A 15,807-nucleotide genomic window follows, 5' to 3' on the forward strand; every position below is an offset into this window, starting at 1 on the left:
GTCAGTCGACGTAGATGTCGGGTTGGAGGTCGGTCTGTCCGGGTACGACGGCGTACCCGGACAGGTCGGTGACGCCTTCGTCGGCGAGGACGTCCTCGACCAGGCGGGCCCGGCCGGTGCAGGCGGCCGGGTCCTTGGCCAGGACCGCCAGCGCGGCGTCGGCGACGATCTCGGGTTTGCGGCTGCGTTCGACCATGGCGCGTCCGCCGAGGGCGAATTCGACTGCGGCGGTGGCGATGGTGGTGGCCGGCCAGAGGCAGTTGGCGGCGACGCCGGGCTCGGTGCCCGCGGCGCCGAGGGTCATGACGGTCATGCCGTATTTGGAGGCGGTGTAGGGGCCGGCGTCGAACCACTTGGGGTCGGTGTTGAGCGGCGGGGCGATGGTGAGCAGGTGGGCGTGGTCGGAGTCGCGCAGGTGCGGGAGGGCCGCCGAGGTGGTGGCGAAGGTGCCGCGCATGTTGACCTGGGTGATGAGGTCGTAGCGTTTGAGGCTCATTTCGCCGACGGGGGTGAGGTCGAGCGCCGAGGCGTTGTTGACGCAGGCGTCGAGCCGACCGAACTGGGCGGCGGCGCGGTCGACCGCTTCGGTGACGGCCTCGGCGTCGCGCAGGTCGCCGACGATGGGGAGGGCGCTGCCGCCGGCGTCTTCGATCTCGGAGGCGGTGTCGTAGACGGTGCCGGGGAGTTTCGCGTGCGGCTGTCCGGTTTTGGCGAAGAGGGCGACCTTGGCGCCGGCCGCGCCGAGTGCGACGGCGATGGCTTTGCCGATGCCGCGGCTGGCGCCGGTGACGAAGGCGGCGCGCCCGGCCATGGGGTGGTCGTTGACGAGTGGCTCCATTGCTCTGCCTCCAGGTAGTCGATTCCCACCGATACTACTAGTCGGTAACTTAAGGGGGGCGGCGGCTCGCTGAACGCCCGCTGTGAACCGGTCCAGAAGTGCCCTGGAAACCCCCGCCTACCCTCCCCGGGGCGCCGAGGCTGCAATAAGCTGGCCGTGCAACCGATCGCAGGCCCGACCGGGGAAAGGAGCGGCGGATGAACTCGACCAGCGGACCGGCCGGAGCCACGCCTCCCGAGGTCCCGCTCCGGCCCGACGGATCCCCCGCGCGGCTCCTGGTCGTCGACGACGAGGAGAGCCTGGCGGACCTGCTGGTCGAAGCCCTGTCGTTCCAAGGCTACGAGGTCGCCGCCGAGCACTCGGGCAGCGGCGCGCTGGAGGCGGTCGACCACTCCCGACCCGATCTGGTCATCCTCGATGTCAACATGCCCGGCGTCGACGGCTTCTCCGTCGCGGACCGGCTCCGCTCGGCCGGGGACCGGACCCCGATCATCTTCCTCACCGCCCGCACCGCCCCCGACGACCTGCGTGAAGGCTTCGGCACCGGCGGCGACGACTACCTGACCAAGCCCTTCCGGCTCGAAGAACTGTCGCTGCGGGTCTCGGCGGTCCTGCGCCGCACGCTCGGCCGCGACGCCGAGCAAGCCCGCCCCGACGACACCGTCGACGTGGGCGACCTGCGCCTCGACCTCGCCGCCCACCAGGTGACCCGCGCCGGGCAGACGGTCGACCTGTCCCCCACCGAGTTCCGGCTGCTGCGCTACCTGGCCGCCAACGCCGGGCGCGTGGCCTCCAAGCAGGAACTGCTCAAGCAGGTCTGGGGCTACGACTTCGACACCGACTCGAGCCTGGCCGAGACCTACGTGTTCTACCTGCGCCGCAAGCTCGACAAGCTCGGCCCCCGGCTCATCCACACCGTCCGGGGCGTCGGCTACATGCTGCGCGAACCGCAGGAGTAAGGCCGTGGCGATCCGCACCAAGATCGCGCTGGCGATGGCGGTCCTGCTGCCGGTCGCGGTGGCCGTGATCGGGTTCGTGACCGTCCAGGTCGTCTCCGACAAGCTCACCGGGCAGGTCGAGGACGAGCTGGTGCAGGTCACCAACGCCGACAACCTGCAACGCTGGCTGACCGAGGTCCAGGTCGGCGAACTCGGTGGGCGGCCCCTCCCGCCCGGCCCGTCCTCGGAGTACGCGTTCATGCTGTACGACGACGGCGGCGAGCTGCAGCTCTACCAGCAGTCGGGGACCGTCGCCGACTACGACCCGCTGCCGTCGATCGAGGCCGCCCCCGCCTCCGGCGAGTTCCAGAACGTCCAGTCCACCGACGACTCCATGACCTACCGGGTGTACGCGGCCGACTTCCGGCACCGGGACACCGGCGACACCTACACGTTCGCCGTGGCCGCCCCCTTGACCGAGGTCGAGGAGGCCACCGGGACCCTCACCCGCACCGCCCTGGTCACCGGGCTGGCGGTGTCGGTCATCGGGATCGCGGCGGCCTGGATCATCGCCCGCCGCGGGCTGCGCTCGGTCGACCGCATGGTGGCCGACGCCGAGACCGTCGCCGCCGGCGACCTCGCCCACCGGATCACCCCCGCCGAAGAGCGCACCGAGATGGGCCGCCTGTCGCTGGCGCTCAACCGGATGGTCGCGCGGTTGACCGCCGCGATCGCCGAGCGGGACCGCCAGCACCGGCGGCTGCGCCAGTTCGTCGCCGACGCCGGGCACGAGCTGCGCACCCCGCTGACGGCCATCGGCGGATACGTGCAGCTCTACCAGTCCGGCGCCGCCGCCCAGGGTGAGAAGCTCGATCGGGCCATGGAGCGGATCGGTGCCGAGAACGCCCGGCTGGCCGGACTCGTCGACGACCTGTCGACGCTCTCGCGCCTCGACCAGGAGGTCGGCGGCGACCGGGAGCTGGTGGACCTGTCGCGGCTGGCCCGCGACGCGGTCGACGACGCCGAGGTCGCCGACCCCTCCCACCCGGTCGAGCTGCACGCCGACGGCGAGGTCGCGGCGGTCGCCAATGAGGGCCAACTGCGGCAGGTGCTGGTGAACCTGCTGTCGAACGCCCGCGTCCACACCCCGGCCGGGACCCGCATCGACGTCACGGTCGCCGCCGACGGCCCCTGGGCGGTGCTGCGCGTGGCCGATCACGGGCCGGGCATCCCCGACGACCACCGGCGGAAGGTCTTCGACCGGTTCTACCGCGCCGACCCGTCCCGGTCGCGCGCGACCGGCGGCTCCGGTCTCGGGCTGTCGATCGTGGCCTCGATCGTGGCCGGGCACGGCGGCGAGGTGGATCTCAGCAGCAAGGAAGGCGAGGGCACCGCCTTCGAGGTCCGCATCCCCAAGGCCGAATTCGAATCCTGAACGGCCGCAGTCCCACCGAGGGTGAAACCCGGCATCGTGAAAACTATTTTGAGAATGTCTTGACATTGCGATCATAGAATCGTAATTTTCTTCATAGAGAGATTTTGATGAAAGGGATTTTCGGTGAGTGACTCGAAGCGGAACCAAGGTGTGATCGGCCGACTCCGAATGGAGCAGCCCACTCTTCCCGATGCGCTCCAACGCGTCGCCGCGAGCGTCCTCGAGGACCCCGACGCCGCCGCGCAAGCGTCCATCGTCGAACTCGCCGAACGCGCGGGCACCTCCACCGCCACCGTCACCAGGTTCTGCCGCACACTGGGCTTCTCCGGCTACGCGGCGCTCCGGGTCGCGCTGGCCTCGGAGAACGGGCGCGCCGCCCAGGCCCGGTGGGAGACCGACATCGACCAGGAGATCGAACCCGGCGACCCCTTGGACCGCGTCCTCGACATCGTCGCGAGGGCCGACTCCCGCGCCATCCAGGAGACCGCGTCCCAAGTGGATCTGGCCCAGGTCGGCCGAGTGGCCGAGGCCGTCGCCGCCGCCGACCGCGTCGAACTGTTCGGCCTCGGCAGCAGCGGCACGGCCGCCCGCGAAATGGCCTTCCGCCTCGAACGCATCCGCGTCCCCTGCTGGTTCCGGTCCGACGCCCACTCCGCGCTCACCAACGCCGCCCTGCTCCGCAGCGGCGACGTCGCCATCGGACTCTCCCACTCCGGCCGCACCCGCGAAGGCGTCGAAGTCCTCGCCGAGGCCCGCGACCAAGGCGCCCTGACCGTCGCGGTCACCTCCTTCGCTCGCTCGCCCATGGCCGAGGCCGCCGACGTGACGCTCACGACCGCGGTCCACGAGACCACCTTCCGGCTCGCCGCGCTCGCCGCCCTGCACTCGCAGCTACTGGTCCTCGACCTGATCTACGTCGCCGTCGCGCAGCGCACCTTCGAACGCACCACCGAGGCGTTCGAGTTGACGGCCCGGGCCGTGCACGCGCATCGCTTCGCCGCCGCGTCCGAACACCCCCGACGGAATCGACCCAAGGAGCAGCAATGACCGAAGCGTCCCCGCGCATCACCGCCGAGACCTACCTGGCGCTGATCACCGACGCCGTGCAGCGAGTCGGCCTCGAGCAGGCCCCCGCCGTCCGGCAGGCCGCCGAGCTCATCGCCGTGAGCCTGGCCGACGGCGGCGTTCTCCACGCTTTCGGCTGCGGTCATTCCGAGGCCCTCGCCATGGAACTGGCCGGGCGCGCCGGCGGCCTGGTACCGACCAACCGCATCGCCCTGCGCGACATCGTCCTCCACGGCGACCAGCCTCGCACCGTGCTCGAAGACCAATTCCTCGAACGCGACCCCGAGGTCGCCCACCGGCTCCTCGACGTCGCGCCGGTGCACCCGACCGACATCTTCGCCGTCGCCTCCAACTCGGGCATCAACGGCGTCATCGTCGAGTTCGCGCTCCAGGTGAAGGAACGCGGCCACCGGCTCATCGCTTTCACCTCCGCCGACCACACCGCCAAGTCCGAACCCCGGCACCCGTCGGGCAAGCGCCTGACCGACATCGCCGACGTGGTCCTCGACAACGGCGCACCCTACGGCGACGCCGCCCTGCCGCTGCCCGGCGGCGGCTCGGTCGGCGCCGTCTCCTCCGTCACCGCCGCCGTCCTGGCCCAGATGATCGTCGCCGAGGTCGTGCAGCACTTCGTGGACAAAGGAGAGACACCGCCGATCTACCTGTCGGCCAACATGGCCGGCGGGGACGAACACAACCAGGCACTGGAAGCGCGCTATGCCGGGCGTATCCGGCGTACCGCCTGACACACCGGAAGTCGAGGCCCCTCATGACCCCACGACCCAGCCACGCCCGCATCAATCCCACTCGCCGCACCCTGCTCGGCGGCGCCACCGCCGCCGGGGCGGCCGGACTGCTCTCCGGCTGCGTGACCGCCGGAGGCTCCGACGAATCCGATGAAGCCACCGGAGCAGTCACCGAAGCGAACCCGCTCGGCGTACCCGAAGGCACCGACCTCGAAGTCGTCATGTTCAACGGCGGTTACGGCGAGGCGTACACGCAGCACGCCGCCGAAGTCTACGAGGGCCTCCATCCGGAGGCCACCGTCGACCACCAGGGCATCCAGCGGGTCGGCGAGACGCTCCAGCCGCGCTTCGTCGCCGGCGAACCGCCCGACGTGGTCGACAACACCGGCGCCGGACGACTCGACATCGCCCAACTGGCCGCCTCCGACCAGCTCCACGACCTGACCGAACTGCTCGACGCCCCCAGCCTCGACGACCCGGCCGTCCCGGTCCGCGACACCCTCCTGCCCGGCGTGGTCGAAGACGGCACGCTCGACGGCGCCGTGCGGTTCCTCAACTACTCCTCGGTGGTCTGGGGCATCTGGTACTCGACCTCCCTGTTCGACGCCAACGGCTGGACCTACCCCGACACCTGGGACGACATGCTGGCGCTCTGCGAGGAGATCAAGCAGTCGGGAATCGCGCCGTGGACCTGGCAGGGCAAGTACCCCGAGTACATGGTGGACCCGCTCCAGGCCATGGCCGCCAAGTCCGGCGGCATCGACCTGGTCAAAGCCGTCGACAACCTCGAACCCGACGCCTGGAGGCAGGACGCCGTGCTCGCCGCCGCCGAGGCCGTCCACCGGCTGGTCACCGACGGCCACATCATGGAGGGATCCGAAGCGCTCTCCCACACCGAGGCGCAGAACTCCTGGAACAACGGCGAGGCCGCCTTCATCCCCTGCGGGTCCTGGCTCGAAGGCGAACAGCAGGAGGTCTCACCCGAAGGATTCGACATGGTCATGGCACCCGTTCCGGACCTGACCGCCTCGGACGCGATGCCGTTCGGCGCCCTCCAGGGCACCAGCAGCGAGTCCTTCCTCGTCCCCTCCCAGGCCGCCAATACGCGCGGCGGGCTCGACTACCTGCGGTGCCTGTTCTCCACCGAGGTCGCCCGCGGCTTCGCGGAGACCGCCAAGGCCCTGCCCGTCGTACTCGGCGCGACCGAAGGCGTGGAGATGACCTCCGGCCTCGCCTCGGTCGCCGACGCCGTCGGCTCCGCCGGCGAGCACATCTTCGGCTACAAGTACCGCCTCTGGTACGCACCTCTCGCCAAGGCCGTCGACGACGCCACCGGGGAACTCCTGACCGGACGCCTCGACCCGGAAGAGTGGGGCGACCGGATCCAAGCAGCCGCCGACGAGGTGGCCGACGACGATTCGGTCACCAAGTACCAGCGCTGACCGGTGGGTCTGAGAGGTATGAGCCATGCGTCACGGCAAGAACCGCTTCCTGGTCGGAGCGCTGGCGGCGCCCCTGCTGCTGTACGGCGTGTTCGTCGTATCGCCCTACGCCCAGGCGTTCTACCTGGCCTTCACCGACTGGAACGGGCTGTCGGGACAGGCCGAAGCGGTGGGCCTGGCGAACTTCACCGCGCTGTGGAGCGACCGGTTGTTCCTCGCCGCCCTGCGCAACAACGGCCTGATGCTCCTGGCCGTGCCGCTGCTCACCATCGTCCTGGCCCTGTTCTTCGCCGCGCTGCTCACCATGGGCCGCTCCGACCGCCACGGCGGCATCGGGGGCATCCAGGGCTCGGGCGCCTACCGCATCGTCTACTTCTTCCCGCAACTGCTGTCGGTCGCCATCCTGGCGGTCCTGTTCCAGTTCATCTACACGCCTAAGAACGGCCTGCTCAACGGCCTGCTCGAAGCGATCGGACTGGGCTCGCTCGGCCGCGCCTGGCTGGCCGAACCGGCCTGGGCGCTCCCCGCCGTCATGGCCGTGATGATCTGGGCCGCAGTCGGCTTCTACGTGGTCCTGTTCGCCGCCGCCATGGAATCCATTCCGCGCGACGTCCTGGAGGCGGCCCGGCTCGACGGCGCCGGGCGCCTCACCACCTTCCGGCGCATCACCCTGCCGTTCGTCTGGGACACCGTCCAAGTCGCCTACGTGTACCTCGGCATCCTCGCCCTCGACGGGTTCGCACTGGTCCAGATCATGACCGTCGGCCCCGGCGGTCCCGACAACTCCACCGAGGTCATCGGTCTGACCCTCTACCGGTCGGCGTTCACCTACGGGAAGTTCGGCTACGCCTCGGCCATGGGCGTCACCCTGTTCTTCCTCACCCTCAGCCTGACCATGCTCGCGCTGCGGGCCACGCGCCGAGAGCGGGTGGAGGTCGCATGAAGTCCAGGCTCTCCGACGCCGTCCTGCACCTGGCCCTGCTCGGCTGGGGCCTCGTGGTCACCCTGCCGCTCGTCTGGGCGGTCCTGTCGTCGCTCAAGACCGACGCCGAGATCTTCGCCAGTCCCTGGTCGTTGCCGGCCGAACCGCAGTGGGACAACTGGGTCCGCGCTTGGCAGGAGGCGTCAATCGGCCGCTACCTGCTCAACACGGTCATCGTCGTCGGCGGGGCGCTGGTCCTGGTGATGCTCCTCGGATCCCTCACCGCCTACTGCCTGGCCCGCTATGAGTTCCCCGGCAACCGCGCCATCTACTACGCGCTCGTCGCCGGGATGCTCTTCCCGGTGTTCCTCGCGCTCGTGCCGCTGTTCTTCGTGGTCGACCGGCTCGGCATGCTGGGCACCTACCACGGACTGATCCTCGTCTACGCCGCCTACGCGCTGCCGTTCACGGTGTTCTTCCTGCACGCGTTCTTCCGGGGCCTGCCCACCTCGGTGTCCGAGGCGGCCTTCATCGACGGCTGCTCGCACACCGCCGCCTTCTTCAAGGTGATGCTGCCCATGGCCCGCTCCGGCATGGTGAGCGTGGGCATCTTCAACTTCCTCGGCCTGTGGAACCAGTACCTGCTGCCGCTGGTCCTCAACCCCGACCCGGACCGGTACGTCCTGGCGCAGGGTCTGGCCGCGCTCGCGGTCAGCCAGGGCTACAGCAGCGACTTCTCCGGCCTGTTCGCCGGACTGATCATCGCGATCCTCCCGGTCCTGTTCGCCTATGTCCTCTTTCAACGACAGATCCGCTCCGGCCTCACGGCCGGGGCGGTCCGGTAACGAGTTCGATCGGAAAGGGAGCTCGATATGTCCACCATCCCGAAATCCAGACGCCGCATCGCCACGGTGACGGCGGCGGTGGCGGCCGGAACCGCCGTCACCGCGGTCGGCATGGCCAACCTGACCGGGGCCGCGGCCGACCCCGTATGCGAGGAGGCCCTGTTCGACGACTTCACCTACACCTCGCACAGCGACCCGGACATCGACGCGCGCGGCTGGACCGTCCGCACCAACGCCGGCGGCCCGGGTGTGCCCGGCGCGTCCTGGCCGTCCTCCAACATCTCCTTCCCCACGGTGGACGGAGCCGACGTCATGCAGATGCGCGCCGCCACCGACGGCACCTCCGGAGGCACCAGCCACGCCGAGCTGTTCCACGAGCGCAAGTTCTACGAGGGCACGTACGCGGCCCGCGTGAAATTCAGCGACGACCCCGACAGCGGCACCGACGGCGACCACCTGGTGGAGACCTTCTTCACCATCACGCCCCTGGAGGCGCCCCTCGATCCCGACTACGGCGAGATCGACTTCGAGTACCTGCCCAACGGGGGTTGGGGCGAGCCGAGTTCGATCTTCTACCAGACCACTTGGGAGACCTATCAGGAATCCCCGTGGATCGCCGACAACATCCACAGCCAGCAGCGCGAGAGCATGGCCGGGTGGCACGACCTGGTGTTCACCGTGGCCGACGGACGCGTCAAGTACTACGTGGACGGACAACTGGTCGCCGACCACGGCGGCGAGTACTACCCCGAGACACCGATGTCGATCAACTTCAACCTCTGGTTCATCGACACGGCCGGTCACACCAGCGGCACCAGCGTATACACCCAGCAGGTCGACTACCTGTTCCACAGTGTCGGCGAAGTCCTCAGCCCGTCCGAGGTGAACAGCCTCGTGGCCGGCTACCGGGTCGACGGTGTCACACACACCGACACGGTCGGATCCGGCGGCGGCGAATGCCCGACCCCGACCGATCCGCCGACCAGCGATGAGCCGACCGACCCTCCGACCGGTGGCGAGGAATGCGACACGGCCGCGGACTGGAGCTTCAGCTCGGTCTACGTCGAAGGCGACGTCGTCGTGCACGAGCGCAGCGCCAACGGCGATCCGTTCGGCCCCAAGTCAGGCGACGGACTGCACCTGTGGAGAGCCGAATGGTGGACCGAAGGCTCCGAGCCCGGCTGGACCCCGCAGTGGACCGACCTGGGCGCATGCTGACTGAAGCGCTATAGGGTGCGGGTGCGTCGGGGATCGGCGTACCCGCACGATTCGTGGAGGAGCGCATGGAGCCGTTGGTACTCGGCCTGGACGTCGGCGGTACCGCCTCCCGAGCGGTCGTCACCGATTTGGACGGTGCGGTGCTCGGCAGCGGCGCCGCCGGCGGCGGCAACCCGATCACGGTCGGGCCCGAGGCGGCTGCCGCGCAGGTCGCCGCCGCCGCGCGGTCGGCCCTGGAGAACCTGGACCCCGCCCGAGTCCGGTCGGCCGTCATGGGCATCGCCGGGGCCGGCGATTTCGGCCGGTCCGAGACCGGCGCGGCCTTCCGCAGCAGATGGGACGAGATCGGTCTGGGCTGCGAGGTGGCACCGGTCGGCGACGTGGTGGTCGCGTTCGCGGCGGGCACCGATCGGCCGCGCGGGACGGTGCTGATCGCCGGGACCGGCGCGGTCGCAGCGCAGATCGAAGGCGACCGGATGACGCGGGTCGGGGACGGCCTGGGTTGGCTGCTCGGCGACCGGGGATCGGGCTTCTGGATCGGGCGGAGCGCCGCGGTCGCGAGCGCCGAGGCCCTCCAGGCGGGCTCGGTGCCGGGCGAACTGGTGAACGCGGTCGTCCAGGCGGCAACGGGTGGGGAAGAGGCGACGCCGGACGAGTTCGCCCAGGCCGTATACCGAAACCCGATCCGGAGCCTCGCCGAGCTGGCGCCGCTGGTCGATCGAGCGGCGCGGTCCGGCGATCCGCTCGCGGCCGGCATACTCGACCGGGCGGCCGAGCATTTGGCCGAGACGGCGACGTCGGTCCCGCCGAGCGACCGGGACGGTCCGATCGTCCTGTCCGGCAGCGTCCTGCGCGAATGCCTTCCGGTCCGGGAAGGAGTCCGGACCCGCATCGCGGCCCTCCTGCCGGGGGCCGACATCCGGGTCGGCGGCCCTGGGGAACTGGGTGCCGCCCGCCTGGCGGCCCGTTCCGCGGCATCTTCGCGGGACTGATCGCACCGCACAGCCCCGCCGCCGGTCCGGCGCATTCCTCGCCATCCTCCTCATCGGAAGGTTCATAGCCGAAGGGCTCGGCAGGATCACCCGGCGCCTGCCGGCCAAGGCCCGGCGCGAGCTCCGATGCCGTCACAGGCTCGGTGCCCCCGTGAAGGAAAGGCTCCTCCGAGGTCGGAGAGGACCGGCCGGGCATAGGTGCGGCCCGGGTTGTTGACCTCAATCCCGGGCCGCTCTGTGCCACATCTGGCCGCAATCGTCCGTACGGTAGGCCGTGAGTCTGCTGCTAGCATCGCGCTCTGCCATTGAGCTACCGCCGCATGTGGTGCGGCGGGAGGGATTCGAACCCCCAACTCCGATGTCCCATCGGGTTTCTACTCGCGGATCGAAGCGGCGTGGCGAATGCTGAAGCTGGAGCGAGAGTCTCAGTTTGCGCGGGTCGCTCTACCGATTGAGCTACCGCCCCGTGCCGTGGAGCGGAAGGGGATCGAACCCTCATCTCTCCCGCGGTGTGTTCGGACTGAACTTCAGTTTCAGCTTTGCGCATCTCGCGCACCCCTGTCGCTCAACAGGGGAGTCTGCTACTCGCCGAGCAGGTATCCGAAGATCCTGTCGCCGACGCGGTCTTCGTCGACCTCGGTTCCGTTGGCCTCCTCCCGCGCGAACTTCACCGCATGCTGGAGCTTCTCCAGGCGTTCGCGCAGCGTCGTGACCCGCTTGGCCGGCGCCGCGCCGGAGAACTTCACGGTGGTCCAGTATCCGACCGGGACGTCCTCGTAGTAGACCTCGACCTGGGCCGGGTGCTCCTCGGTCGCCTCGGCCTTGACGTGGTTGCGGGGTATTTTCTTGGTGCGCACGGTCTTGACCGGTTCGGTCGCGAAGCAGTCGGCGGCGTCGTTGTACGTCCACGACTCGGCCGCGTCGAGCACCGGCAGTTCCTTCACGAACGCCTGCAGCTCGGCAAGCTGCTTCTCCAGGAACAGCAGGTACGTGACCGGAACGTCGGCCGCCAGGACCTCCCCGTCGACGACGATGTCGGCTCTGGCGACGGCGTTGGCGCGGTCCTTGGTGGCGGTGACGTCGAACAGGCGGGTCATCGCCGCCGATACCTCCCGCAGTTGCTCCTCGACGCGCCGCTGCACCTTGGTCGACTCCGGCGGCAGTTGCTCGCCCTCCTCGTCCTTGGGCTGGTAGCTGCGCGAGATGCCCGACAGCAGCGGCGCCTTGCCGAGCTCGCGGCCGGAATCGAGCAGGGTCCGGGCGGCTTTGGTCTTGACGCCCTTCTCGATCGCGATGATCTGGTTCAACTTGGTCACGGCGGCTCCTCACTTCCGGACCACACGGTACTGAGGCACCGCAATCCGGGCGAGCCCTTTTTCGGCTCGCTCGGGTGCCGCGGCTTCCGCTACAGCCGCCTGAGCCGCTCGATCATCGCCGAACGCTGCTGGGCTTGGACCTTCTCGTCCTTCTCGGTATTGGACTTGGGGGCCTGCGGTTTCGGCTTCTTGGCGTCCCGGAAGAGGTCGGTGAGGTGACGTTCGATATCGGAGACCGGGACCTCCCCTGCCGCGTACGGGTCGACCTCGACGGTGATAGAGGCGTCGGAGCGGACTACGAGACGAACCAGGCCGTTGGCGGCGAAGGTGTCGGAGACGACCTCGACCGGTTTCTCACCCACCTCGGAGAGCACGGAACGCAGGTCCGCCAGGCCTGCGCTCTCCCCATCGATATTAGGGTCAGTCACGATTCAGGCACCCCTTCCAGCCGCATCGAGGATTTTGGACCGAGCGTTCGCGCAAGCATTGTAGAGCACCGTCAACACTTCGCCGGCCGCATCGGAGGCTTCTTCGCAGTACGACACTGATTCCGCGATGTCATGCGGCAGATGGATGTTCGAGAGTCGGAGATTGAGCGACATCGTTGCTTCGATCGCGTGCGAGGTGGAGACGGCGGTGATCATGCTCTGCTCAAGCCCGATCGCGACCGGGTCCTTGTCTTGAAGCTCAGGATCAGATGCGGCCGATCGGACTTGCCGAGCAGCCTCGGTGAATATCTGATCTGAACTCATAATACTGACGGGCACGGCGAACCTTCCCTCTCCCAATCCAGCCTCGTGGGACAAATACTGGAGTCTGCATGACTTCTCAAGTCAGATTGCATAGCTGACCGCATCGGTGCGGCTCAGGCTTCGTGCGAGCCGAAGTTCGAGAGCATCTCACCGAGATCGGGGCCGACGAAGTCGCCGTTACGGGGGCCGGCGGTCACGTTCAGGATCTCGTCCAAGGAGAGTTCGATCTGGTCGAGCGATTCGCGGAGATTTGACTTGATAGCATCCAGCTTCGATCCTGCGTCCTCGAGAATCTCCAGGGCAGACCCTCCTGTGATTACCGTTTCAGAATTTCCAATCATCGACCCAGCCGCGGTGAGAGAACCGATTAGGACCCCACCAATCCCACCGGTTGCGATACCTGCTACCACTCCAGATATCACTGCCGCGGCAGTCTCCTCCGCGCTGAGACCGCCGCTTCTTTCGATTCCTCCCAGTTGAGCGGTCGCGTTGCGCATGATGTCCAGCACATGCTGACGCGCCTCGTTCAGCACCGCCGAGGTGGATTCCATGATGTCGGCAAGCAACTGGAATACCTCATAATGCAGTCCTAGCGATTCGGAGAGATCATCGAGGTAATCAGTTTTGAAAACATATGCGAGGGTTCCCGATCCACCTTCCCACTCAGTTAGTTTCGTTCGTATAGTGGTCGCTAGACTTTCAGTGACATTGCGATCGTAGTCGTCTAGAAGTGGTAGCGCATCCTCTCTGATTCTTTGCTTAATGAGGTCAGTTCCGCCGGATATGGCTCCGGCATATCTGAACTCCTCGCAACGATAGAGAGGCGTAGTCGCTTGTGCTTCATTCGCATGAACTTCCATCAAGACCATGACAGGAAGTTCATTGATGGCGTCGACAAGATCGCTCTTCGCTTCATCAAGGTCGTTTCCGAAGGCTTGATCATCACGTGGCATAGCGAACTCCGGGGCAATTGCGTTGATGTTGGTTACTGACCGTCCTGCAGAGAATCGAGCTCAGCCACAGAATCGGCCTCGTCGGCTTCATATTGCTCTGCGGTTTTCCTCAGGCCCTCGATAGTGTTCTCAATGTTCCTCTGAGACTCGACGGATCCTGACACAATTGCTTTGGACACGTCTTCCAGTTTCGGTTTGATGCCGCTAAACGGATCAAATCCGGCACCGCCGAAGAATCCGCCGCCGCCGCCAGATGACTGGGTAGCGGTTGCAATGAGATCCTGAGCCCCAGAGAAACCGACTCGACTATCTGCAAGATTGGTGGCCGCCTCATGGAGATCGCTATCGGCGACATCTCGAATAGCGCCGGGATCGTGCGATTGCGTGTCGTCCGGCATCTTGTCACCCACCGACCCTATCTACCGATTCGGACATTGGTTGAAGCTTGATATTACAACCGGTTGGCACGCTGTGCAATAGGTCCGTCTATGAATTCTTTGAACCTATCGAATCAAGACTGATCGGGCACGGTTGACGCGAGATTGACTCGGTCTCATGTTGCTCCTGTGACAAGGAAAACTCAACTTGAATGCTGAGATATTCGATGCTGTGTCGTTGGAAAGTATCAATCTCGAATCTTCAGAGGCCATTGTGGTTTGAGTGGCAGCCCGGTTTGTGACGGTTTGCCATTGTCCAGCCGTTGGTCCGGCGACTGGGAGTCCATCAGAGAAGTTGGAGCCTGTGAGCATCTGAGGTAGGCGATGCGAGCGCTACCATGCAGCAGGCGTTGACACAGTGCGAGACGTCACGGTCAACTTCGTCCTCGGCGTCGTCCAGCGGCGAGTCTTGGGCGGGAGCTCTGTGAACACGTCGCGGGGCCGGGAGATCTGCTCTCCCGGCCCCGCGGTGCGTCTAGTCAATGTTCGCACGGCTGGGCGTGTCGTCCTTGACTCGGATCTGGCCCCGATGCCACAGTTTCGACACGCGCCCCTGCGCGACAACTGAACAGGAAGCGGCGGCCCGCCTGCCTATCGCCAAACAGTCTGGCGGGCCGCCCCGCAACCATCGGAAGGAATACCTCCCATGGTCTCTGTCAGCCTACGCCAAAAACCGGCGCGCGGAACAGAGCGAAACGCCGCCTCGATCGAGTGGACCGCTGCTCAGCCCACGACTGCGACCCCGGTTTGGGCGCGCCCGGCCACGCCCGGCTCACCGCGTCCCCGTGCCCCGTGGGAGCCCTGGAGGCTCCCGGCCGGGCGGCCCGTGCCGCACTCGGCCCGCCGCCCGCCGCAACCCGAACCGTCGCACGCGTGGCGCATCTCGTTCGAGCAGCCCGAACCCGACCCCGAACCCTGCACGGGCGGCAGACGGCTGCGGCAACTGCTCGGGCTCGCCTACCTCATGCTCGCCGCTCTCGCCTCCGGCCTGGCATGGACGGCCTACTTCACCGACCGGGACGACCGGGAAGACCAGGACTGCGACGGGGAGTCCGAACCGCAGACCACCACGCCCCCGGCCGAGCCGCCCGAGCCGGATCCGGACGCGCCCGGCCTTCACACCCGCCCCGACGGGTCCCGATACCTGATCGTCCCGATCCCGCCCGGGCTCGACGGACGGCGACGACCGGCCGCCGCTATCGCCCCGGGCCGTGCCGCATGAGGACGCACACCGACACCGACACGGCCGGGCTGCCGGTCCTCGGGGTCGAGAGCCTGGACGGCCGCCTCGTCCAGTACTCCTGGCCCATCGGCCAGGACCGCCTCCGGCTGCTGCTGTGCGGACTCGCCCCGCCCGGACTCGGGTCCGTGGTCGGACTCGACGGCGACTCGCCTCGCCTGGTGCTGTCCGAACCGGCCCACGCCGACTGGGCCGGAACCCATTCCGGCCCCCTCATCGCCGCCGCCGTCCGCATCTGGCTCGACACGTTCCGCGACTGCGAAGGATGAACGAGGTGCTCGGGGACGAGCGCGGGACGGCGCCGTGCGGTGAGCGGGCAAGCTCATGGGCGGAGCCCATCCCTTTGCAGCTCAGGGTCCCCTATGGCCGCTGGTGCGATTCGCGGCGGGGAATCACATCGGAACCCCCCGGTCGGCACCGGAGGACGCAGCACCGGACCACGGCCACGGGCCAAGGGACCCCGGCTGCAAAGGGTGCGGCGCCGCCGCAGAGCTTGCCATTGCAACCAATACCGGACACCAACAGTAAGGACAGGATCCACCCACATGCGCACTGCGACCAACACCCCGGCCCCGGCCCTGCGGCCGCGGGCCTACGCCCCAACCGGCGCGAGGGGCGCCGCTGGGACATCGACGCCGACGACCGCCGCGGCTGGATGCTGGTCAACC

Annotated in this window: 17 protein-coding genes; 11 read left to right on the forward strand and 6 right to left on the reverse strand. The window is 67.9% G+C overall.

The window, feature by feature from the left end; translation table 11 throughout:
* Position 1 precedes the first annotated feature (1 nt).
* Positions 2-838, reverse strand: coding sequence for an SDR family oxidoreductase (locus CUT39_RS07860; protein WP_100445418.1), 837 nt, complete (start codon positions 836-838; stop codon positions 2-4).
* A 197-nt stretch (positions 839-1,035) separates the two neighbouring features.
* On the opposite strand from CUT39_RS07860, the gene CUT39_RS07865 reads away from it, so the two are divergent.
* The 9 genes from CUT39_RS07865 (at position 1,036) to CUT39_RS07905 (ending at position 10,441) form a co-directional block, all read left to right on the forward strand.
* Positions 1,036-1,797, forward strand: a complete 762-nt coding sequence (locus CUT39_RS07865; RefSeq protein ID WP_100445419.1) for a response regulator transcription factor — start codon at positions 1,036-1,038, stop codon at positions 1,795-1,797.
* A 4-nt stretch (positions 1,798-1,801) separates the two neighbouring features.
* Entirely contained in the window at positions 1,802-3,211 is a 1,410-nt protein-coding gene (locus CUT39_RS07870) for a sensor histidine kinase (protein ID WP_100445420.1), read from the forward strand.
* A gap of 123 nt (positions 3,212-3,334) precedes the next feature.
* Positions 3,335-4,258: a MurR/RpiR family transcriptional regulator gene (locus tag CUT39_RS07875; RefSeq protein ID WP_232805657.1), complete on the forward strand. Its 924-nt coding sequence runs from the start codon at positions 3,335-3,337 to the stop codon at positions 4,256-4,258.
* Positions 4,255-5,022, forward strand: a complete 768-nt coding sequence (locus CUT39_RS07880; protein WP_100445422.1) for a sugar isomerase domain-containing protein — start codon at positions 4,255-4,257, stop codon at positions 5,020-5,022. The genes CUT39_RS07875 and CUT39_RS07880 overlap by 4 nt, the downstream gene beginning before the upstream one ends.
* A gap of 23 nt (positions 5,023-5,045) precedes the next feature.
* Positions 5,046-6,464, forward strand: coding sequence for an N-acetylglucosamine/diacetylchitobiose ABC transporter substrate-binding protein (gene ngcE, locus CUT39_RS07885; protein WP_100445423.1), 1,419 nt, complete (start codon positions 5,046-5,048; stop codon positions 6,462-6,464).
* Positions 6,465-6,489: 25 nt separating this feature from the next.
* Positions 6,490-7,407, forward strand: coding sequence for a carbohydrate ABC transporter permease (locus tag CUT39_RS07890; RefSeq protein WP_100445424.1), 918 nt, complete (start codon positions 6,490-6,492; stop codon positions 7,405-7,407).
* Positions 7,404-8,231, forward strand: coding sequence for a carbohydrate ABC transporter permease (locus CUT39_RS07895; RefSeq protein ID WP_100445425.1), 828 nt, complete (start codon positions 7,404-7,406; stop codon positions 8,229-8,231). The genes CUT39_RS07890 and CUT39_RS07895 overlap by 4 nt, the downstream gene beginning before the upstream one ends.
* A 27-nt stretch (positions 8,232-8,258) precedes the next feature.
* Positions 8,259-9,449 (forward strand): family 16 glycosylhydrolase, encoded by a 1,191-nt coding sequence (locus tag CUT39_RS07900; protein WP_100445426.1) that lies wholly within the window; start codon positions 8,259-8,261, stop codon positions 9,447-9,449.
* Between the two features lie 65 nt (positions 9,450-9,514).
* On the forward strand, positions 9,515-10,441 hold the full coding sequence (locus CUT39_RS07905) for an N-acetylglucosamine kinase (protein WP_100445427.1): 927 nt from the start codon (positions 9,515-9,517) through the stop codon (positions 10,439-10,441).
* A gap of 581 nt (positions 10,442-11,022) precedes the next feature.
* On the opposite strand, the gene CUT39_RS07910 is transcribed toward CUT39_RS07905, so the two are convergent.
* From CUT39_RS07910 to CUT39_RS20210, 5 genes are all read right to left on the reverse strand, one after another.
* On the reverse strand, positions 11,023-11,757 hold the full coding sequence (locus CUT39_RS07910; RefSeq protein WP_100445428.1) for a DUF7873 family protein: 735 nt from the start codon (positions 11,755-11,757) through the stop codon (positions 11,023-11,025).
* A gap of 89 nt (positions 11,758-11,846) precedes the next feature.
* Positions 11,847-12,185 (reverse strand): hypothetical protein, encoded by a 339-nt coding sequence (locus tag CUT39_RS07915; protein WP_157930541.1) that lies wholly within the window; start codon positions 12,183-12,185, stop codon positions 11,847-11,849.
* A 3-nt stretch (positions 12,186-12,188) separates the two neighbouring features.
* A complete protein-coding gene (locus CUT39_RS20200) occupies positions 12,189-12,524 on the reverse strand; it encodes a hypothetical protein (RefSeq protein WP_232805658.1) in 336 nt (111 codons plus the stop codon).
* Between the two features lie 98 nt (positions 12,525-12,622).
* Entirely contained in the window at positions 12,623-13,462 is an 840-nt protein-coding gene (locus tag CUT39_RS20205; RefSeq protein WP_157930543.1) for a hypothetical protein, read from the reverse strand.
* 32 nt (positions 13,463-13,494) lie between these two features.
* Positions 13,495-13,872 (reverse strand): hypothetical protein, encoded by a 378-nt coding sequence (locus CUT39_RS20210; protein ID WP_157930544.1) that lies wholly within the window; start codon positions 13,870-13,872, stop codon positions 13,495-13,497.
* An 853-nt stretch (positions 13,873-14,725) separates the two neighbouring features.
* Here CUT39_RS20210 and CUT39_RS07920 point away from each other — a divergent pair.
* Positions 14,726-15,121: a hypothetical protein gene (locus CUT39_RS07920; protein ID WP_100445430.1), complete on the forward strand. Its 396-nt coding sequence runs from the start codon at positions 14,726-14,728 to the stop codon at positions 15,119-15,121.
* A complete protein-coding gene (locus CUT39_RS07925; protein ID WP_100445431.1) occupies positions 15,118-15,408 on the forward strand; it encodes a hypothetical protein in 291 nt (96 codons plus the stop codon). The genes CUT39_RS07920 and CUT39_RS07925 overlap by 4 nt, the downstream gene beginning before the upstream one ends.
* The last annotated feature ends 399 nt before the right edge of the window (positions 15,409-15,807 follow it).

Source organism: Glycomyces xiaoerkulensis (assembly GCF_002798405.1).
In the GTDB taxonomy this organism is placed as follows: domain Bacteria; phylum Actinomycetota; class Actinomycetes; order Mycobacteriales; family Micromonosporaceae; genus Glycomyces; species Glycomyces xiaoerkulensis.

Bases quoted from the DNA above. Each gene is read 5' to 3' on its own strand.
- CUT39_RS07860 (WP_100445418.1), bottom strand. From the start codon at position 838: ATGGAGCCACTCGTCAACGACCACCCCATGGCCGGGCGCGCCGCCTTC.
- CUT39_RS07865 (WP_100445419.1), top strand. From the start codon at position 1,036: ATGAACTCGACCAGCGGACCGGCCGGAGCCACGCCTCCCGAGGTCCCG.
- CUT39_RS07880 (WP_100445422.1), top strand. From the start codon at position 4,255: ATGACCGAAGCGTCCCCGCGCATCACCGCCGAGACCTACCTGGCGCTG.
- ngcE (WP_100445423.1), top strand. From the start codon at position 5,046: ATGACCCCACGACCCAGCCACGCCCGCATCAATCCCACTCGCCGCACC.
- CUT39_RS07890 (WP_100445424.1), top strand. From the start codon at position 6,490: ATGCGTCACGGCAAGAACCGCTTCCTGGTCGGAGCGCTGGCGGCGCCC.
- CUT39_RS07895 (WP_100445425.1), top strand. From the start codon at position 7,404: ATGAAGTCCAGGCTCTCCGACGCCGTCCTGCACCTGGCCCTGCTCGGC.
- CUT39_RS07900 (WP_100445426.1), top strand. From the start codon at position 8,259: ATGTCCACCATCCCGAAATCCAGACGCCGCATCGCCACGGTGACGGCG.
- CUT39_RS07905 (WP_100445427.1), top strand. From the start codon at position 9,515: ATGGAGCCGTTGGTACTCGGCCTGGACGTCGGCGGTACCGCCTCCCGA.
- CUT39_RS20205 (WP_157930543.1), bottom strand. From the start codon at position 13,462: ATGCCACGTGATGATCAAGCCTTCGGAAACGACCTTGATGAAGCGAAG.
- CUT39_RS07925 (WP_100445431.1), top strand. From the start codon at position 15,118: ATGAGGACGCACACCGACACCGACACGGCCGGGCTGCCGGTCCTCGGG.